This is a genomic window from Ideonella sp., assembly GCF_044358605.1.
GTDB lineage: Bacteria > Pseudomonadota > Gammaproteobacteria > Burkholderiales > Burkholderiaceae_C > Ideonella.
Genome location: NZ_JBIKNQ010000080.1, coordinates 1 through 18,172, shown reverse-complemented (window position 1 = coordinate 18,172; position 18,172 = coordinate 1). Strand labels below are relative to the sequence as shown.

Annotated in this window: 16 protein-coding genes; 10 read left to right on the top strand and 6 right to left on the bottom strand. The window is 63.0% G+C overall.

Going from position 1 to position 18,172, the window contains the following annotated elements:
- The first annotated feature begins 483 nt into the window (after positions 1-483).
- Positions 484-759, top strand: coding sequence for an immunity protein Tsi6 family protein (locus ACIQ3Q_RS20635; protein WP_396271112.1), 276 nt, complete (start codon positions 484-486; stop codon positions 757-759).
- Between the two features lie 178 nt (positions 760-937).
- On the opposite strand, the gene ACIQ3Q_RS20630 is transcribed toward ACIQ3Q_RS20635, so the two are convergent.
- Together ACIQ3Q_RS20630 and ggt are read right to left on the bottom strand one after the other, a co-directional pair.
- Positions 938-1,186, bottom strand: a complete 249-nt coding sequence (locus ACIQ3Q_RS20630) for a type II toxin-antitoxin system ParD family antitoxin (RefSeq protein ID WP_396271113.1) — start codon at positions 1,184-1,186, stop codon at positions 938-940.
- A 27-nt stretch (positions 1,187-1,213) separates the two neighbouring features.
- Complete coding sequence (ggt, locus tag ACIQ3Q_RS20625) at positions 1,214-3,187, bottom strand: gamma-glutamyltransferase (RefSeq protein WP_396271111.1); 1,974 nt, start codon at positions 3,185-3,187, stop codon at positions 1,214-1,216.
- Positions 3,188-3,456: 269 nt separating this feature from the next.
- Between ggt and ACIQ3Q_RS20620 the strand changes: the two genes are divergently transcribed.
- The 3 genes from ACIQ3Q_RS20620 to ACIQ3Q_RS20610 are packed head-to-tail and all read left to right on the top strand — an operon-like array spanning position 3,457 to position 7,467.
- A complete protein-coding gene (locus ACIQ3Q_RS20620; RefSeq protein WP_396271110.1) occupies positions 3,457-5,619 on the top strand; it encodes a TonB-dependent receptor family protein in 2,163 nt (720 codons plus the stop codon).
- Positions 5,620-5,635: 16 nt separating this feature from the next.
- Entirely contained in the window at positions 5,636-6,472 is an 837-nt protein-coding gene (locus ACIQ3Q_RS20615; protein ID WP_396271108.1) for a quinoprotein dehydrogenase-associated SoxYZ-like carrier, read from the top strand.
- Positions 6,473-6,477: 5 nt separating this feature from the next.
- Positions 6,478-7,467 (top strand): quinoprotein relay system zinc metallohydrolase 1, encoded by a 990-nt coding sequence (locus ACIQ3Q_RS20610; RefSeq protein ID WP_396271107.1) that lies wholly within the window; start codon positions 6,478-6,480, stop codon positions 7,465-7,467.
- 469 nt (positions 7,468-7,936) lie between these two features.
- Here the strand turns inward: ACIQ3Q_RS20610 and ACIQ3Q_RS20605 are convergent, their stop codons facing one another.
- The 3 genes from ACIQ3Q_RS20605 to ACIQ3Q_RS20595 form a co-directional block, all read right to left on the bottom strand.
- Positions 7,937-8,248: a hypothetical protein gene (locus ACIQ3Q_RS20605; protein WP_396271105.1), complete on the bottom strand. Its 312-nt coding sequence runs from the start codon at positions 8,246-8,248 to the stop codon at positions 7,937-7,939.
- A gap of 66 nt (positions 8,249-8,314) precedes the next feature.
- A complete protein-coding gene (locus ACIQ3Q_RS20600) occupies positions 8,315-8,842 on the bottom strand; it encodes a hypothetical protein (protein WP_396271103.1) in 528 nt (175 codons plus the stop codon).
- Between the two features lie 406 nt (positions 8,843-9,248).
- The gene (locus ACIQ3Q_RS20595; RefSeq protein ID WP_396271101.1) at positions 9,249-9,779 is read right to left on the bottom strand and encodes a GrpB family protein; all 531 of its coding nucleotides are present in this window, start codon (positions 9,777-9,779) and stop codon (positions 9,249-9,251) included.
- 464 nt (positions 9,780-10,243) lie between these two features.
- Between ACIQ3Q_RS20595 and ACIQ3Q_RS20590 the strand changes: the two genes are divergently transcribed.
- Both ACIQ3Q_RS20590 and ACIQ3Q_RS20585 read left to right on the top strand, forming a co-directional pair.
- Positions 10,244-10,876: an antitoxin Xre/MbcA/ParS toxin-binding domain-containing protein gene (locus ACIQ3Q_RS20590; RefSeq protein WP_396271100.1), complete on the top strand. Its 633-nt coding sequence runs from the start codon at positions 10,244-10,246 to the stop codon at positions 10,874-10,876.
- Positions 10,876-11,349, top strand: coding sequence for an RES family NAD+ phosphorylase (locus tag ACIQ3Q_RS20585; protein WP_396271099.1), 474 nt, complete (start codon positions 10,876-10,878; stop codon positions 11,347-11,349). The genes ACIQ3Q_RS20590 and ACIQ3Q_RS20585 overlap by 1 nt, the downstream gene beginning before the upstream one ends.
- On the opposite strand, the gene ACIQ3Q_RS20580 is transcribed toward ACIQ3Q_RS20585, so the two are convergent.
- Positions 11,342-12,514, bottom strand: coding sequence for a substrate-binding domain-containing protein (locus ACIQ3Q_RS20580; RefSeq protein ID WP_396271098.1), 1,173 nt, complete (start codon positions 12,512-12,514; stop codon positions 11,342-11,344). The two genes, ACIQ3Q_RS20585 and ACIQ3Q_RS20580, sit on opposite strands and share 8 nt — an antisense overlap.
- 92 nt (positions 12,515-12,606) lie before the next feature.
- Here ACIQ3Q_RS20580 and selD point away from each other — a divergent pair, with 92 nt between their 5' ends.
- The 4 genes from selD to ACIQ3Q_RS20560 all read left to right on the top strand — a co-directional run.
- On the top strand, positions 12,607-13,656 hold the full coding sequence (gene selD, locus ACIQ3Q_RS20575; protein ID WP_396271097.1) for a selenide, water dikinase SelD: 1,050 nt from the start codon (positions 12,607-12,609) through the stop codon (positions 13,654-13,656).
- Between the two features lie 233 nt (positions 13,657-13,889).
- On the top strand, positions 13,890-16,973 hold the full coding sequence (gene fdnG, locus ACIQ3Q_RS20570) for a formate dehydrogenase-N subunit alpha (RefSeq protein ID WP_396271095.1): 3,084 nt from the start codon (positions 13,890-13,892) through the stop codon (positions 16,971-16,973).
- Entirely contained in the window at positions 16,970-17,851 is an 882-nt protein-coding gene (fdxH, locus tag ACIQ3Q_RS20565) for a formate dehydrogenase subunit beta (protein ID WP_396271094.1), read from the top strand. The genes fdnG and fdxH overlap by 4 nt, the downstream gene beginning before the upstream one ends.
- A gap of 13 nt (positions 17,852-17,864) precedes the next feature.
- Positions 17,865-18,172: cytochrome b/b6 domain-containing protein (locus tag ACIQ3Q_RS20560; protein ID WP_396271093.1), on the top strand; the 308-nt coding region annotated here is incomplete at its 3' end.

Genomic DNA, 18,172 nt, shown 5'->3' with positions numbered 1-18,172 from the left:
CCTACAACCATCGAATTCCTCAACGCGCCCTCAACCACCAGACCCCCATCGAGGCCCTGAAAAAATGGCACGCCTCACACCCCAAGCTCTTCACAAAACGTGTGAATGATCTCCCGGGGCTTGACATATACGACCACTGAGTTCTTCTGGTTTGCACTCCCGTTCTTTGGGGGCCGGGTGGAAGATATCGAGCTCTGGGCTGCGTTGCCGCAGGACGTAAAGGACTGCTTCGTAGATCAGATGGAGAAGGAAGTGGTGGCAAGTGACGCCATTCAAGCTGCTCTAGCGGAACGGCTGCGAGCCGTCCGCCACGTCAATATGGGGTAGCTTGTTGACAACGAGGCGAGAGCTCGTGAAGAACTCTGGTCCTCGATGGGAAGGGTTGGCTAGATACTGCGGGAGATATCTGTTCAGCTTTCAAATTGGTTTTCCAGGTTATCCAGAGCAAATTTCATCGGCCGCTCCTCTTCTCACGCGACCTAAATGTCCTGTTTACTCCCTATCCTTCAAGCCTACGCCCGCTGCCTCTTTCTGCTTCAAACCCATCCAAACTCACAACCCCTGCAAAGCTGCAAAGCCCAGTTGGAATATCTGCAGGAATTGGTGGACGGGGGGAGGCAGGATATAGACCGTCTGAATGACATCATCCTCGGGCGGTATGCAGCAGGTGAATTCGAGTCCCTGGACATGGGATTTGCCGAGATGCTGTATGCCGTGGAAGATGTGGTGAAGATCCTCAAGACCGAGCATCGGTGCTGAGCCTTCGCTCAAAAAATTCTGCCGTGAAAGCACCAGGAATGTTTGAGATGAACATTCCACTCATTCCCGAAGAATTCGCCCAAGCCAGCGGTGACGAGTACGGCACCCTGGCCTTGGTTCGAGCGTTCACTGGGGCACTTGGTCGCTCATGTTGCCCACAGGTTTGCCATCGACTGATCTACGCGCCGTGTCTCTTCTGCTCTTCCGCCAGTCGTCTCCTAACCTGATCCACGGTAAGCGCACGTGAAGGGTCGGATTGGAGGCCGTCAAAGGCTTGACCCACTTGATGGTGCAGCCTGTTGTCGATGGCGCGGTCACGAGCGAGAAGCGCACGCAGGCTCTCCTGGATCACCGCGCTTTCGCTCGCGTATTGGCCTGCCCGAACTTTGGTATGAAGGGATTCCGCCATTTCATTGGGCAGGGTGATGCTGAGGCGCCGAATGGTAGATGTGCCCTACCGCACCACATTCCCCAACACCACCCCCTCACGCCTCGGGTCAGCCCCGCCGTCCAGCACCAGGGCGCCTGTGCTGTCTTTGCGCCGCACGATGGTGGACACGCCGCTGGAGAGCGCCGCCGTGCTGACCGTGTGGCCCAGGCCGCGTAGGCCGCTGACCAATGCATCATTGGCGCTGCCGTTCGCCAGGTCCACATTGGGGTGCTCGCCGCCCACATTGGTGGTGGCTGTGTTGGCCGCACCGAAGTTGATCATCGAAGTGGCTTGCTGAGCGTTCAGGCCCCAGTCCAGCACGCCCACCAGGGTCTTGGTGGTGTACTGGATGATGGTGGCCCCACCGGGAGAGCCAGTGGCCATCACAAAGTCACCCCGGCTGCCGTTGGCTTGGGCCTCAAACACCAAGGTCGGTGCCATGGAACTGCGAGGGCGCTTGCCGGGTTGCAGGCGGTTGGCAATGGGCACGCCTTGGGCGTCCGCCGCAGCGGCTGAAAAGTCCGTGAGCTGGTTGTTCAGCAAAAAGCCGCCTTTGGTCATGTGGAAGGAGCCAAAGCCGCTCTCGATGGTGGTGGTCATGCTCACCACATTGCCTTGGCGGTCCACCACGCTGAGGTGGGTGGTGCCGTTGTCGCGGGCGGGCGGGTGCACGCCCCCGGCGGTGCCTGGGAAGGTGCCGGGCTGGGCCGTGCCCATGCTGCGTGAGAGGCTGATCAGCGAGGCGCGCTGGCGCAGATAGGTTTTGTCCAGCATGGCGGCGGCTGAGCCGCCGGGCAGGGGCACAAAGTCGGCGTCGGCCACGTACTTATCCCGGTCGGCATAGGCCAGACGCAGGGCTTCGGAGACCAAGTGAACCCCGGTCACGCTGGGCTTGCCGCCGTTATCGTCCAGGGCGCTGGGTGGGAAGGCGGCCAAGTTGTAGGTTTCCAAAATGCCCAGGGCTTGCGCCACCGCCAAGCCGCCGGAGGAGGGTGGGGGCATGCCGCACACCACCTTGCTGCGGTAGGTGATGCACACGGCCTCGCGCTTTTTGGCTTGATAGGCGGTGAGGTCCGCCAGCGTGGTTTGGCCGGGGGTGATGCCGCCCGTGGTGTCGGCGATCTCATCGACCATGTCTTGGGCCAATGCGCCGCTGTAGAAGGCGCCCGCACCCTGGTTGGCGAGCGTGCCAAAGGTGCTGGCCAAGGCGGGAGACTTGAGCAAAGTGCCGCTGGGCCAGGCCTTGCCGTTGGCGTCCAGGAAATAGGCGCGGGCTTCGGGGTCGCGCTGCAGGCTGGCCTCCACGCTGGCGATGGAGCTGGACATGCGCGGGCTGACCTTGAAACCCTCAGTGGCGATGGTGATGGCCGGGCTGAACAAGTCCTTCCAGGGCAGCACGCCCGCGTCTTTATGGGCCAGCTCCAACATGCGCATCACGCCCGGTGTGCCGATGGAGCGGCCCGACGAGCGCGCATTGGGCAGGGGCGTGGTGGGGTTGGTGTCGCTCACCCAGCGCAGGTAGTTCTCGGTGGCAGCGGCAGGGGCCGTCTCGCGGCCGTCATAGGCCACCACGCTCTTCTTGGCCGCGTCGTAATGCAGCATGAAGGCGCCACCGCCAATGCCCGACGATTGCGGCTCCACGATGTTCAGCACCATCTGGGTGGCAATGGCCGCATCAACAGCGCTGCCGCCGTTTTTCAGCACATCGCAACCGGCCTTGGTGGCCAGCGGGTTGGCGGCCACCACCATGAAACTGCGGGCCGTCACGTTCTTTTTGCTGGCAAAGCCGGTGGGGATCTCAGGGGCGCCGCCTTCGCCCGGGGCGCCGGGGTTGTAAACGGCGCCGGCACTAGAGACCTGCAGGCAGGCCTGTTCTTCCACGGGGTCCGGGTCGGCAGAGGCGCAACCCACCAAGCTGAGTGCGGAGAGGGCGGCCCAGGCGGGCCAAGTGCGGCGCAGCAGGGTGAGTGAGGGGCTAAGGTGTGGCGTTGAGGACACGATGAAGACTCCATCAAGTTTGTTATAGGTGCTGGGCACGGTAGCCCTCTGTGCCGTTGGCGGACACAGGGCTTACCCGCGCAAGCACCCGGCACGGGGCGGGTAGGTCCATCCGCTCCTGCCGCCCGGCGGTATGTCACTTTATGGCGCAGTGCCCGGGCCGCTCGCCGGGGTTTGTGCCATCTGGCTGCCCTCGGGCCAAGGCGGTTTGATAGCGGCCATGCTGGGCGAAGTCAGCCCAACCGCTCCGGTTTGAACCTAGGACACTCATGACCCGTTTGAATGATCCCCGCCGTTGGCTCAGGCTGCACACGCTGGCTGCGGCCAGTGCTGTGGCTTGCGCGGCGGGCACGCAGGCCCAAAGCGTGGTGACACCGACCGAAGAGGTGGTTGTCACCGGTTCGTTGACGCCGCAACGCGTGCAAGACGCGCCGTTCGCCATCACCGTGGTGGATCGCGAGGCCCTGCGCCGCTCTGGCCCCCTGATCAACCTCAGTGAAGCCATGAGCCAAGTGCCGGGCGTGGTGGTCAACAACCGCGGCAACTATGCCCAAGACCTGCAGATCAGCTCGCGCGGCTTCGGCGCCCGTGCGGCCTTTGGCGTACGAGGCCTGCGCTTGGTGGCCGACGGCATCCCGGCCTCTGGCCCCGACGGCCAAGGCCAGGTGGCGCATTTCGACTTGGCCGGGGCGCAGCGCATTGAGGTGCTGCGCGGGCCTTTCTCGGTGCTCTATGGCAACAGCTCGGGCGGTGTCATCGCCTTGGTGGGGGCGCCCGTCAAGACCAGCGAGCTGGAAGTGGGCGTCGATGCTGGCAGCTTTGGTTTGAGGCAAGTGCGCGGCTCGGTGGGTTTGGCCTTGGGCCAGGGCTTTGATGCACGCCTCAGCGCCGCCCACATGGAGGTCGAAGGCTTCAGGCCGCACAGCGCCGCCCAGCGTGACCTGGGCCAAGCCCGCCTGGGCTGGCAGAACGAGACCGACCGCGTGGTTCTGCAACTTGGCAGCTACGACCAGCCCGCTGACGACCCGCTGGGCCTGACGCGCGCCGACTTCAACGCCAACCCCTACCAGACGGCAAGTCAAGCCACGCAATTCAACACCCGCAAGACGGCCCGCCAAACCCAAGCCGGGGTGAGCTGGCGCCACCTCTTTAGCGCGGACACGCTGGGCGGCGTGTTGCGCGAGGGCCAAGTGGCCGTCTACAGCGGTGATCGCAGCGTCACGCAATGGCAGGCCATTCCAGCGGCCACCCAGGCCAACCCGCGCCACGGCGGCGGCGTGGTGGACTTTGACCGCGCCTACAGCGGTGTGGATGCCCGATTGCGCTGGGGCTTAGGCCCGGTGGAACTGGTGACCGGCGTGGCCCAAGAGCGCCAGCGCGATGACCGCCGAGGCTACGAGAACTTCACCGGCACGGGCGCCAGCCAAGTGCTGGGCGTGACAGGCAAGCTGCGGCGCGACGAGCAAAACACCGCCACCAGCCGCGATGTCTACACCCAGGCCGAATGGGCCTTCAGCCCTGATTGGGTGGCCAGCGCTGGGGTGCGCAGCGGCAAGGTCCGCATGAGTGCGCGGGATGCTTACCTCAGCAATGGCGACGACTCCGGCGACTTGAGCTTCAGCTACACCAACCCGGTGGCGGGCGTGCGCTGGCAGGCCCTCAAAGACGGCTCGCGCAGCCTGCAGGTGCATGCCAGTGCGGCGCGTGGTTTTGAGGCCCCGACCTTGGGCGAGCTGGCCTACAAGCCCGATGGCAGCGCAGGCTTCAACACGGCGCTCAAGCCCCAAACCAGCCGCCAGTTGGAATTGGGGCTGAAGTACCGCGAGCCCGCCTTGGCGGTGGATGCCGTGGTGTTTGACACCCGCGTCTCCGATGAATTGGCCACGCTCAGCAACAGCGGTGGCCGGTCTACCTTCCAGAACGTGGGCGCCACCCAACGCCGGGGCTTGGAGCTCTCTGGCCGCTGGGAGCCCACTCGGGGCTGGCGCACCCAGGCCGCACTGACCTGGCTGGACGCCACCTACAGCGATGCCTTCAAGGCCTGTGCGGGCACCCCCTGCACCACACCAACGGTGGACGTGCCCGCAGGCAACCGCATTGCCGGCACCCAGGGCCGCAGCGCCTGGGCTGAATTGGCCTGGCGCGACAGCGCTTGGGGCGAGTTCGCGCTGGAAGCGCGCGGCGTGGGCCGTGTGGCGGTGAACGACAGCAACAGCGACTTTGCCCCAGGCTACGGCCTGGCAGCGCTGCGCTGGAGCCAGCAGTGGAAGCTGGGCCAAGCCCAACGCCTGGAATTGACCGCGCGCATCGACAACCTGGCCGATCGGGTCTACGCTGGCAGTGTCATCGTAGGCGACGGCAATGGCCGCTTCTTCGAGGCAGGCGCCCCCCGCTCGGTGTGGGTGGGCGTGCGTTGGGTGAATGGGCTCTGAGACAAAAGGGGCAGTGGTGAAAGACTCGCGATTTATTCAATCGATAGCTGCGTCGGCGCTGCTAGCGCTGCTGGCAGCGCCGGCCTTGTCGGCCACGGCCGCCCCCACCAAAGCGGCGACAGCCGCCCCGGCGGACGCGTTCGAGGGCGACCCTTACCGCTCTCTGCCCTGGGCAGACATGCGCAAAGAGTTTCTGGGCGGTGGCCGCGCCGTGTTTGACACCCGCGTCCAGGTGTTAGGCCCGGCCTTCGCCGAAGACCCGATGAACGTGCCCATCAGCGTCAAGGTGGATCCAGCGCTCGGGCCTGTTCAGCGCATGGTGCTGTTGGTCGACCGCAACCCCATCCGCAAAGTGCTGGAGTACCAGCCCCTCACCGCCTTGCCCGCCATTGCCTTTCGTTTCAAGCTAGAGCAGGCCTCGCCCGTGCGCGCCGCCGTGCAAACGCAAGACGGCCTGTGGCATGTGGGCGGCACCTGGGTGGACAGCGCGGGCGGCGGCTGCACGGTGAGTGGCGCCACCCGCAAAGATGGCACCTGGACCCAAACCTTGGGCGAGGTCAGCGGGCGCCTGTTCACGTCTGCGCCTGGCAATGCCGAGGCCTCGATTTCCCGCTTGCGTGTGCGGGTGATGCACCCTCAAGACACCGGCTTGGTGGGCGGCATTCCGGCCTTCTATGTCAACAAGCTCTCGGTGCGCGACGGCAAAGATCGTGAACTGGCCCGCTTGCTGAGCTTTGAGCCCGTCAGCGAGAACCCGGTGTTCTCTTTCGACTTTGCCACGCCGCCCGATGGCGGCGTGTTTGTGGTGGGCAGTGACAACAATGGCAACCGCATTGCCAGCAAGTTGGAGTGAGCATGATGCGCGTGTTCACTTCTTTGGCCTTGGGTTCAGTCTTGGCCTTGGGTGTTGTGGCGGCGGCGGGTGCGGCCACCCCGGCCGAGCCTATCGTCGATGTGGGTCGCCTTGATTACGGCCTGAAGGCCCGTGCCTTGGCCCCAGGCGTGTGGGTGGTGGAGGGCGCCAATGCCGACTTCACCGTGCAAAACGGCTGCAACATCATCAACATCGGCTTCATCGCCACGGGCAAGGGCGTGGTCGTCATCAACACCGGCGTGAGCAAACGACAAGGCGAGCAGCTGCGGGCCCTGATTGCGCGCACCACGCCCGAGCCCGTCATCAAGGTGGTGCAGCTCAATCTGCATCCCGACTATTTCCTGGGCCACCAAGCCTTTGCCGATGTGCCCCGCCTGGCCACGCCCGTCACCCGCGCCGGTGTGGCCCGCGAAGCCAGCGCCTATGAAGACAATCTCTACCGCCTGTGTGGCGACTGGATGAAGGACACCAAGACCTTGGCGCCCACCGTGGACTGGGAGATCCCCTCAGGCGGCCAGGCCCGCAGCTGGAAGGTGGGCCAGCGTGAGTTTGAACTGCGCGAATGGACGGGCCACACCGACTCCGACGTGGTGCTGATCGACAAGCAAAGCGGCGTGGCCTTTGTGGGCGGCCTGGTGTTTGCCACGCGCATCCCGACCACCCCCCACGCCAAGGTCGGCCCTTGGTTGGAGAGCCTGAAAGCGCTGGAAGCGCTGGGCCTGCGCACGGTGGTGCCCAGCCACGGGCCGGTTCACCAAGGCGCCGAAGGTATCGCTCAAACCCGACGTTATTTGCAGTGGCTGGACGGACACTTCAAAAAGGCCGCCGAGCAAGGCCTGGAGATGAACGAGCTGCTGCGCACCCCCGTGCCCGAGGAGTTCAAGGGCTGGGCCGCCTTCAGCACCGAATACACACGGAATGTGGCGCACCTCTATCCGGTTTATGAGCGTGAGGTGTTGAAGCGGGGGAGGTAGCCTGTAGCACTGCGAGTGGGGCATGAGTCGCGACCCTGGAGACAACTACCGTTCGTCCTGAGCTTGTCGAAGGACCGGGAGTCCACTAGCCCGACCTGTCACCGTTGGTAGCCTGTCATGCCCTGTCGCGGGGTAGGCCCCAGGGCTCATGCGAGAGGCGGTCGGCTGTGCCGACTCCCTTGCGGTGCTCGGTCCGGGCTGGGCGCTGCAGAACTCGCTCCACTCACTGCGTTCGTTACGCTCAATCATCTGCTGCGAGTCAGACATTGATGCGCGCTGCGCGCGCCCCAGCCCATCCCTGCGCTCCTCAGCGCCTCTCAAATCGCCCTGGAGCCCACCCCGCGCCAGGGCGGGTGGTGGGGTGTCGCGAGCGACCGAGTCAGGCGGCATCAATGATCTCGCGAGTTATCCCACCCTGCTCATCCTTTTGTTGCAGTTCAGAGCGGACTATCCTTTTTTGGTGGGTCACTCAATCCAGGTATGCATATCGAGATTCCTTAACAAAATCGGCTCCACGAATGGAGCAAATGTGCCGTGAAAATGGTGTTGCTCCAGTGAAGGTGACAGAAAGCTCGGCTTCGTCTGTTTCTGCCCGAAACCAGTGGGTTTGCTCTTGATCAGCGCCTGCGGCGTATGCGCGTTCAAGCAGAGGCGCAGCAGGCTCTCCAACTCTGATGCCTTCGCAAAACTCCCGCGCGCGAGCTTTTGCCTGCGACTCAGTGAACCAACCATAACCAATGAGCATCGTCGCGACCAAAACGGTAGCGGTCACAAATTGCACCAGGGAGCGAGCGATTGGGTGTGCCATATGCGATCTACTTTATGAGTGGAAAACTGGCAATCTTGCTCACCACAATCGCCACCACTGCTTTGCAGTGTTGGTCTTGGCCGTCGGCTTTGCTTGTAAAAATGATGTCGTTAGTCGCTGCGCCTCAAGGAGACCTTCTTCAGTCGGTTGACCATTGAATATCAACACCGGTGCGAGCCGAAGGTTCTCTGGCTTTGAGCCAGCGTTCAGGGCATTGTTGACAGCGTTTGCCTCGGATGATCGAAATATCACCGTGTTAATCAACTGCTTCGACATGATTGATGGCGCTACACGAAGCGCTTCTTGATACAGAGGGTGGCTGGAAAGAGTGCCGCGCTCTTCTATCTCGCCCTTGGAGGAAAGTACGAGAAATTCGTCCGAAAACATGATGCCCATTCCATCGAGGAATTGACGAGCGAACGCGATGGGCGCGTAGCGGGTTGCCTCAATTGCGAGATCAACTGGGCATCCGCGCTGCTCCATTGCCCCAACGATGGCGGCATCTGGATTGCCCTCCAGTTCGACACAACTTTGAACGTACAACTGAACTGTTTGCGCGGGATTCATGGCGATGTGTGACTTGATTGTGTGGGAAAGCAACTGGCACCCGAGAAGCTGTGTCGCTTGCCAGCACAGAGTATCCCGCGATTCGTGTAGGTAACCAGCATCCCACATGCGCTGGCGCAGGCCGTGGCCCGGGGCGATTTTGAGGTGCCGAGGCGCGCAGGGGAAGGGCGTGGCGCGTGTATTCACGCGCTTCAAGAATATGCTCGCCGTCACTGTTTGAACATAGCGAGCGGAGGGAGTTTGACGGCGAACGCCCTTGACCGAGCACAGAGGGAAGTCGGCGCAGCCGACCACCGGGACATGAGCCCCGGGCCACGGCCTGTGCCAGCGCGCGCTCCAACACCCGCAAATCAAACCATAGAAATGCCCACAACCCACAGCAGCCAGAGGTCACTCGACTCACGCTCTACAAAGAGCCTCGCTCCGTCCGCACCACTTTCAGCGCGATGGCCTCATGCTGCTTCACGAAGGCGTCCTTGCCGTCCATGTAGGCTGACATATCGGTTGGGTGAGCCAGAGCAAGCTGTTGTTTGAGATCGCTGTAGGCAAGTGCGGCGGCCGGATTTGAGTTCATGTAGTCCCGGAAGGCAAGGTGACGCTCGATGTGAGGACTGCCAAGCTGGAAGGCATGGACCTGATGCGTGCGAACGCCTGCGTCGGAGTTCCGCCTGAAGTAACGCCGACGAGGAATCCCGAACTCGCCCTTGGCCTCATACCCGAGGTTGATCATTGATAGCTCGGACTGGTCGAGAGATTGGAGGTCTGTGACGACCAACAGTATGTCGATAACCGGTTTGGCGAAGATTTCTCTGATGGCGGTACTACCGATGTGATGGACGGCTACAACCGCATAGCCAAGTGCCTTGCGAATCCGCTCGGACTCGACCAGAAAGTCATCCGGCCACGATGGGTTTGGCTTGGTGACAATGATGCGCATAGCTTGGGACTGGTTGAGTGCGACATTCTGAGAATAGCCGGGATGGGCCGGGCAAGGTGGGGACTGACAGGCCACCAACGACGGACCTGCGCTGGCGCAGGCCGTGGCCTGGGGCGATTTTGAGGTGCCGAGGCGCGCAGGGGAAGGGCGTGGCGCGCGTACTCGCGCGCTTCAAGAACATGCTCGCCGTCACTGTTTGACCATAGCGAGGCGCAGCCGAGCGGAGGGAGTTTGACGGCGCACGCCCTGGACCGAGCACTGAGGGTAGTCGGCGCAGCCGACCACCGGGACATGAGCCCCGGGCCACGGCCTGCGTCAGCGCACGCTGCACCTTCCGCACGCCACACGTCACACCTCCCTCAAGCCAACCAGAGCAAACAAACCCACAGCAAGCCAACTCACACACTTGCTGATCCATCCCATTTGAGGCTAAACTGAGTCTCAAAATGGACGAAAGACACGCCATGGCTTCGACCCCTGCTCGCGCCCTTAAAGCCGCAGCCCGCACGGCACCCCTTCGCGGCCGTAGCAAAGCCGCTGCAGCTTCATCCCATGCCACTCCAGCGCCATTGGCGGCGCGAGAGCCGCTGCCGCGCTTCACGCTGGACGACCGCTCAGTAGCGGGCACGCAGATTTTGGTTTATCACCCTACTAAAGGCGTGGACGACTTTGTGCAGCAGCTGGCCGTGGCCACACCGCTGCAACTGGTGGCGACCGAGCGTCATGGGGTGGCGGGGGGCTTGCTCAAAGATCTCTCGCGCCGCATGGAAATACCGGCTGCTCGCATGTTCACCATCTTGGGTGTGCCCAAAGCCACGGCCGAGAAAAAGTCGGCGGCGGGCGATGTGGTCAGCGGCAGCGGCGGGCAGGCTGCATTGGGCATGGCGCGGCTGCTGGGCATGGCCCAAGACATGTTGGCGCAGTCCACGGCGGCAGAGGCCGAAGGTTTTGATTCGGCCAAGTGGTTGGGCCAGTGGCTAGAGCGGCCGCAGCCCGCCCTGGGCGGCCGCAAGCCCGCTGATCTGCTGGACACGCCCACAGGCCTCAAGGTCGTCACGCGCTTGCTCGGGGCCATCCACAGCGGGGCCTACCAGTGATGCTCTGGCGCATTGCCGCCGAGACCCGCCAATACCCCGCACACGACCTCTCCGGCAAAGGTGCGGCCATCAGCCCAGGCCGTTGGAACGAGGAACAACAGGCCGTGGTGTATGCGGCGCCCACCATCGCCATGGCGGTGCTGGAGACTGCCGCGCACCTGGACCCTGGTGGCTGGCCGCTGAACCGATTTTTGGTGCGCATCGACGTGCCCGAGGATGTGTGGAAGCGTCGTGAAGAATTGCCCCCAGAGCATCTGCCCCCCGCCTGGGCCGCGATACCGGCAGGCCTCTCCAGCGTCACGGTAGGGGCACAGTGGCTGGCCTCGGGCAGCAGCGCTGTTCTGCTCGTGCCCTCCGTCATCGTGCCCGAAGAGTGGGTGGCCCTCATCAACCCGGCTCATGCCGATGCAGCACGCATCAAGGCCCGTGTGCAGCGGCCAGTCTCGTACCAGCAGTTGTTCCGCTCTATTTAGAGGGTGCTGAAGGGCTGCGCTTCTTTGGCGCAGCCTTAGCCGCCGGTTTGCTGGGCGCTTTGAAATCCCACCAGGGCAGAGCGCGTGTGAGTGAAAGCACATCGCCACTGTCAGCGCGTTCGTAGCCCGGCAAGTCTTCAAGGACATGGGCCCAGGTGGGGGCGTGCAAGACCTCGCAGAGCTTTTGTACCGCAGGGTGCTCCAGCGCGTCTTTGAGGCAGACGAGGAAATAGTCTTCCTCCATCAGCGGCACAAAGTCCAGGCCAAAGGCTTTGGCAGTGGCTTCCAGGCCCATGCCCACATCGCCCACGCCAGCGGCCAAAGCGGCGGCCACGGCCATGTGGCTGTCTTCGGTGGGGCCGAAATAGTTGTTGATCAGGTGCGGCGCCACGTTGGCCTGGGCCAGCAGGTGGTCGGTCAACAAGCGGGTGCCGGAGCCAGTCTGGCGGTTGATGAAGCGCGCATCATGGTGGGCCAGGTCGGGCAGGTTGCGCAGCTTCAGCGGGTTGCCCTTGGCCACCATCAGGCCCTGGGTGCGGCGGGTGCAGCCGATGAGCTTGTGCTTACCTGGCTGCAGCAGCGGCTTCAGGCCTTGGGCAAAGACATTGCTGCTGTTCTCCAGTGGCGGCACATGAAAGCCCGCCACCACGCAGCGGCCCTCGGCCAGGGCGCGCAGGGCGTCCATGCTGCCGGCAAACTTCAGGTCGATGTGCAAGCGGTGCTCGGTGCTGGCGCGTTCGCGCAGGCCGGGCAGGGCCAGGTCGTGGCTGGCGTAAATGGTCAAGACCTGTTGGCTGCCATCCAGGGCCTCGGCCAACACGCGCTCTAATTCGGCGCGCAGGGCTTCAATGTGTGGGGTCAGCCGGGCGCGGGCACGGGTTTCGGCCCACAGCAGGCGCTCGGCAAAGGGGGTGAGCCGAGCGGGCTGGCCCTGGGTCCAGGTCACCAGCGGCTGGCCCATCACCTCTTGCCAGTGCTTCAAAGCGCCCCACACATGGCGATACGACGCGCCCATGGCCACGGCCGCATGCTGGATGGAGCCGTGCTGGCGGACTGCCGACAACAAATCGAACAAAGGGTTTTGAACGTCGGCGCCACGCTGACCTTCGGGCTGGAAGGTGTACTGCAGATGAACGCCGCGAGAGGGAGAGCCTGGGACTGACATGCCCCAATTGTGCACGCCCTCGCCGCCAGCCCTTGCAGGGCTTGCGGTTATGCTGCCGCCCTTGATGAATGCCCTGAGACACGACTGACTGTATGAGCACTCCTGAACCCAAACTCACTTCGCTCTCTCACGGCGGCGGCTGTGGCTGCAAGATTGCCCCCGGCGTGCTCAGCGACATCCTGCGGGGCACGGCAGGCATGGCCTTGCCGCCTGAGCTGTTGGTGGGCATAGAGACCTCGGACGATGCGGCGGTCTACAAGCTCAACGACGAGCAGGCGCTGATTGCCACCACCGACTTCTTCATGCCCATCGTGGACGATGCCTTTGACTTTGGCCGCATCGCCGCCACCAATGCCATCAGCGATGTCTATGCCATGGGCGGCACGCCCATCATGGCGCTGGCGCTGGTGGGCATGCCCATCAACGTGCTGTCTACAGCCACGATCGGCCGCATCCTGGACGGCGGTGCGTCGGTGTGCAAGGCGGCGGGCATCCCCATTGCTGGCGGCCACACCATCGACTCCGTCGAGCCCATCTACGGCTTGGTCGCGCTGGGGCTGGTGCACCCCAGCCGCATCAAGCGCAATGCCGATGCGCAGGTGGGCGACGTGCTGGTGCTGGGCAAGGCCTTGGGTGTGGGGGTGATGTCCGCCGCGCTCAAAAAGTGCAAGCTCGACGACGCGGGCTATGCGCAGATGATCGCCACCACCACGCGGCTCAATACGCCCGGCCCGGCCTTGGCCGCCTTGCCCGGCGTGCATGCGCTGACGGATGTCACGGGCTTTGGCCTGGCGGGGCACGCGCTGGAGATGGCGCGCGGCAGCGGCCACACCGTGCGTCTGGATTGGGCCCAAGTGCCGCTGCTGGCGGGTGTGCGGGCCTTGGCTGAGCAGGGTTGCGTTACGGGAGCTTCCGGGCGCAACTGGGCTGGGTATGGCAGCGACGTGGCCTTGGGCGCCGCGCTCACTGACCTGGACCGCGCCCTCCTGACCGACCCGCAAACCAGCGGCGGCCTGCTGGTGGCCTGTGCACCAGACACGGTGGAAGCCGTGCTGGCCACCTTCCGCGCCCAAGGCTTTGAGGCCGCTGCGGTGGTGGGTGAGGTGGTGGCCAGAGGGACTCACGCGCTTCAAGTCGTCTGATGGAGACTGCCCAAGCCGGGTTGGTGAACTTGAAATGCTCATGTCAGCTTGGTCTGAAACGGCCGTGTCACAGGGCTTGGCGCAGGCGCCCTTGGCGCTGTGGCGACTGTTTTCCGAACCTCTGCAACGCTGTTCATAAGCAAACTTTCTTATTGGCGTCGTCACGCTCATAGGCGCCAATGCAGGCTGCTCTGCCGTGACGCAGGCGGTTTTGCTATGGAGAAGTCAATAACATGGACATGAACCGGAGACATTTCTTCCGGGTCAGTGGAGCCGGGCTGGTGGGATCCAGCTTGGTGGCGTTGGGGTTCTCGCCGACATCGGCGCTGGCACAGACCCGCAACTTCAAACTGGCTCGGACCACCGAGACGCGCAGCACCTGCCCGTATTGCTCGGTCAGCTGTGGCGTCGTCATGTACACCTTGGGTGACAAGGCGAAAAACGTCAAACCCAGCATCATCCACATCGAAGGTGACCCGGATCATCCGGTGAACCGTGGCTCACTGTGCCCCAAGGGCGCAGGCTTGGTGGACATGATCCAGAGCAAGGATCGCGTCAAGTTCCCGCAGGTGCGCGAGGCTGGCACCAATGAGTGGAAGCGCCTGTCTTGGGAAGACGCGCTGACGCGGGTCGCCACCCACATGAAGGCCGACCGTGATGCCAACCTGATCAAGACCAACGACAAAGGTGTCACGGTCAATCGCTGGAACACCACGGGCCTGTTGATCTCTTCTGCATCTTCCAACGAATCTGGTTATGTAAGCGTCAAGATTGCGCGCGGTTTGGGGCTAGTCACCCTGGACACTCAAGCACGCATCTGACACGCACCGACGGTGTCCAGTCTGGGCCCGACTTTCGGTCGCGGAGCGATGACCAATTCTTGGACTGATATCAAGAATGCCGATCTCGTCCTGATCATGGGTGGCAATGCCGCCGAAGCACACCCTGTGGGTTTCCGCTGGGTCGTCGAAGCCATGCAACAGCGCAAGGCGAAGCTGCTGGTCGTTGACCCGCGTTTCACCCGCTCTGCCGCCGTGGCGGACTACTACGCCCCCATTCGCGTGGGCACGGACATCGCCTTCCTGGGCGGCGTCATCAACTACCTCCTGAGCAAAGACAAGATCCATCACGATTACGTCAAGCTCAACACCGATGCCACCTTCTTGCTCAAGCCGGACTTCAAGTTCGACAGTGGCTTCTTTAGCGGCTATGACGAGGCCAAGCGCTCGTACAACAAGGCCAGCTGGGGTTACCAATTGGGCGACGACGGTTTCGTCAAGGTCGATGACAGCCTGCAGGATCCGCTGTGCGTGTTCCAGCAGATGAAGTTGCACTACAGCCGCTACACGCCGGAGCTGGTCAGCAAGATCACGGGCACACCGCAAGACGCGTTCTTGAAGGTCTGCGAGCACATCGCCGCCACGTCTGCCAAAGACAAGGTGATGACCATCTGCTACGCCCTGGGCTGGACACAGCACTCGGTGGGCTCGCAGAACATCCGCACCATGGCCATGATCCAGTTGCTGCTGGGCAATATGGGTCGTCCGGGTGGCGGCATCAATGCGCTGCGCGGCCACGCCAATGTGCAGGGCATCACCGACATCTGCGCCTATTCCGAGGTGCTCTCAGGCTATATGAGCGCACCCGGCGACGCCGATGTCGACCGTGCCACTTATCTGGCTGCACGCACGGGCAAGCCCTTGCGCGCCAATCAGATGGCCTTCACGCAGAACTTCCCCAAGTGGCACACCAGCCTGATGAAGGCGTACTACGGTGCGGCTGCGACCAAGGAAAACGACTTCTGCTACGACTGGCTGCCCAAGCGTGACACCGGCTATGACGTGCTGGCCATGTTCGAGCGCATGCACAACGGCAAGATGAACGGCTTTATCTGTCAGGGCTTCAACCCCCTGGCGGCAGTGCCCAACAAGAAAAAGCTGTCTGCGGCGCTGACCAAGCTGAAGTACCTGGTCATCATGGACCCACTGGAAACCGAAACCAGTGAGTTCTGGAAGAACTACGGCGCACTCAACGATGTGGATCCCAGCAAGATCCCCACCGAGGTGTTCCGCTTTCCGACCAGCTGCTTTGCCGAAGAGCCAGGCACCTTCACCAACTCCAGCCGGGTCATCTCCTGGAAGGACAAGGCGGTTGACCCACCCGGTGAAGCCAAGACCGACCTCGAGATCATGGCCCGCTTGTTCCAGAAGCTGCGTGGCATGTATGCCAAAGACGGCGGCACCTTGCCGGAGCCCGTCGCGGCCCTGAGCTGGCCCTATCTGAACGCCAATGTGCCCAACCCCATTGAGGTCCTGAGGGAGATCAACGGTAAAGCTTTGGCCGATGTGATCGCTCCGCCCGACCCCAAGAACCCGACCGCACCGCCGGTGGTCTTGGCCAAGGCTGGTGAGCAACTGGGCGGCTTTGCGCAATTGCGTGATGACGGCTCCACGTCTTGCGGCAACTGGATCTACTCCGGCTGCTTCAGCCAAGCCGGCAACCTCACCGCGCGCCGCGACAACTCAGACCCCACGGGCCTGGGCGTGTTCGGCAACTGGGGCTTCGCGTGGCCGGCCAACCGCCGCATCATCTACAACCGCGCCAGCGCGGACAAAGATGGCAAGCCCTGGGATCCATCGCGCAAGTACTTGGCGTGGAATGGCACGTCTTGGGCGGGTGGGGCCGACGTGCCTGACATGCGCCCGGATGCCGCACCCGAGCAGGGCGTGGGCGCCTTCATCATGAACCCGGAAGGTGTGGCACGTCTGCACGCCGTGGGCATGGCTGAAGGCCCCTTCCCCGAGCACTACGAGCCGTTTGAAACGCCCGTCGGTGTCAACCTCATGCACCCCAATACGCCTAAGGCCACCAGCAACCCTGCGGCCCGCGTCTACAAGGGCGACATGGAGGCCTTTGGCAAGAAGGAGGAGTTCCCTTACGCCGCTACCACCTACCGCTTGACCGAGCACTTCCACTACTGGACCAAGCACTCACTCAGCAACTCGGTGGTTCAACCTGCCGCGTTTGTGGAGATCGGCGAAGAGCTGGCCAAAGAAAAGGGCATCAAGCAAGGTGACAAGGTGCGCGTTCGCTCCAACCGGGGCGAGGTCGTTGCGGCTTGTGTGGTGACCAAGCGCATCAAGGCTCTGGACGTCAACGGCAAGAAGGTGCACCACGTCGGTATCCCCATTCACTGGGGCTTCAAGGGCGTGGCGCAAAACGGCTATCTGGCGAATGCGCTGACCCCCTTTGTGGGTGACGCGAACTCCCAGACACCGGAGTTCAAAGCCTTCTTGGTCAACCTGGAGAAAGCATGAGCCTGCAATCACAAGACGTGGTCGCACGCTCGGCCACCACCACCCCCAGCCCGTCGGTGCGGCAGCAGCCCCAAGTGGCCAAGCTGATCGACGAATCCAAGTGCATTGGCTGCAAAGCTTGCCAAGTCGCCTGCATGAACTGGAACGATCTGCGCGATGAGGTCGGCGAGAACATCGGCGTCTATGACAACCCTGCCGACCTGACGCCCAACTCCTGGACCCTGATGCGGTTCTTCGAGGTGGAGCCCAAGCCCGGCAACCTAGAGTGGCTGATCCGCAAGGACGGCTGCATGCACTGCGAAGACCCGGGCTGCCTCAAAGCCTGCCCGTCGCCGGGGGCCATCGTCAAACATGCCAACGGCATCGTCGACTTCATCTCCGAGAACTGCATCGGCTGCGGCTACTGCGTCAAGGGTTGCCCCTTCGACGTGCCCCGCATCAGCGAGAAGGACAGCAAGGCGTACAAGTGCACCTTGTGTTCGGACCGCGTCGGTGTGGGCCTGGAGCCGGCTTGCGTCAAGACCTGCCCCACCGGGGCGATCGGTTTTGGCACCAAGTCGGACATGGTGGCGTATGGCGAAAAGCGGGCCGGTGAGTTGAAAGAGCGCGGCTTTGAAAACGCCGGGCTTTACAACCCGCAAGGCGTGGGCGGCACGCACGTCATGTACGTGCTTAAGCATGCTGATAAGCCCGAGTTGGTGGGCCTGCCTGCCAACCCGAGCATCAGCCCCTTGGTGTCGCTGTGGAAGGGCATTGCCAAACCCTTGGCGGTGGCCGGCATGGTGGGCGCGGTGGTGGCGGGCTTCTTCCACTACATGAAGGTCGGGCCGATTGAAGAGAAGTCTGATGAAGACTCCGACGCATCGACCAAGGCCTGAAGGAGAAGCCAACATGACTGCAAAAACCTTGACGCGCTACGCCGACGCCGAACGCATGAACCACTGGGCCATCGCCTTGTTGTTCTTTGCGGCCGGTCTGTCGGGTCTGGCCTTCTTCCACCCCAGCCTGTTCTTCTTGAGCCATTTGTTTGGCGGCGGCTCCTGGGCGCGCATCCTGCATCCCTTCTTGGGCGTGTTGATGTGCCTGTCCTTCGCGCTGCTGTTCTCCAAGCTGTGGCGCGAGAACGTGATGACCGAAGCCGACAAAGAATGGCTCAAGCACACGGGTGACATGCTGCGCGGCGACAAGAGCAAGATGCC

Coding starts and splice junctions, on each gene's coding strand:
- ACIQ3Q_RS20585 (WP_396271099.1), top strand. CDS start 10,876: ATGCTCTGGCGCATTGCCGCCGAGACCCGCCAATACCCCGCACACGAC.
- ACIQ3Q_RS20610 (WP_396271107.1), top strand. CDS start 6,478: ATGCGCGTGTTCACTTCTTTGGCCTTGGGTTCAGTCTTGGCCTTGGGT.
- ACIQ3Q_RS20620 (WP_396271110.1), top strand. CDS start 3,457: ATGACCCGTTTGAATGATCCCCGCCGTTGGCTCAGGCTGCACACGCTG.
- ACIQ3Q_RS20600 (WP_396271103.1), bottom strand. CDS start 8,842: ATGAATCCCGCGCAAACAGTTCAGTTGTACGTTCAAAGTTGTGTCGAA.
- selD (WP_396271097.1), top strand. CDS start 12,607: ATGAGCACTCCTGAACCCAAACTCACTTCGCTCTCTCACGGCGGCGGC.
- ACIQ3Q_RS20635 (WP_396271112.1), top strand. CDS start 484: ATGTCCTGTTTACTCCCTATCCTTCAAGCCTACGCCCGCTGCCTCTTT.
- ACIQ3Q_RS20580 (WP_396271098.1), bottom strand. CDS start 12,514: ATGTCAGTCCCAGGCTCTCCCTCTCGCGGCGTTCATCTGCAGTACACC.
- ACIQ3Q_RS20595 (WP_396271101.1), bottom strand. CDS start 9,779: ATGCGCATCATTGTCACCAAGCCAAACCCATCGTGGCCGGATGACTTT.
- fdxH (WP_396271094.1), top strand. CDS start 16,970: ATGAGCCTGCAATCACAAGACGTGGTCGCACGCTCGGCCACCACCACC.
- ACIQ3Q_RS20590 (WP_396271100.1), top strand. CDS start 10,244: ATGGCTTCGACCCCTGCTCGCGCCCTTAAAGCCGCAGCCCGCACGGCA.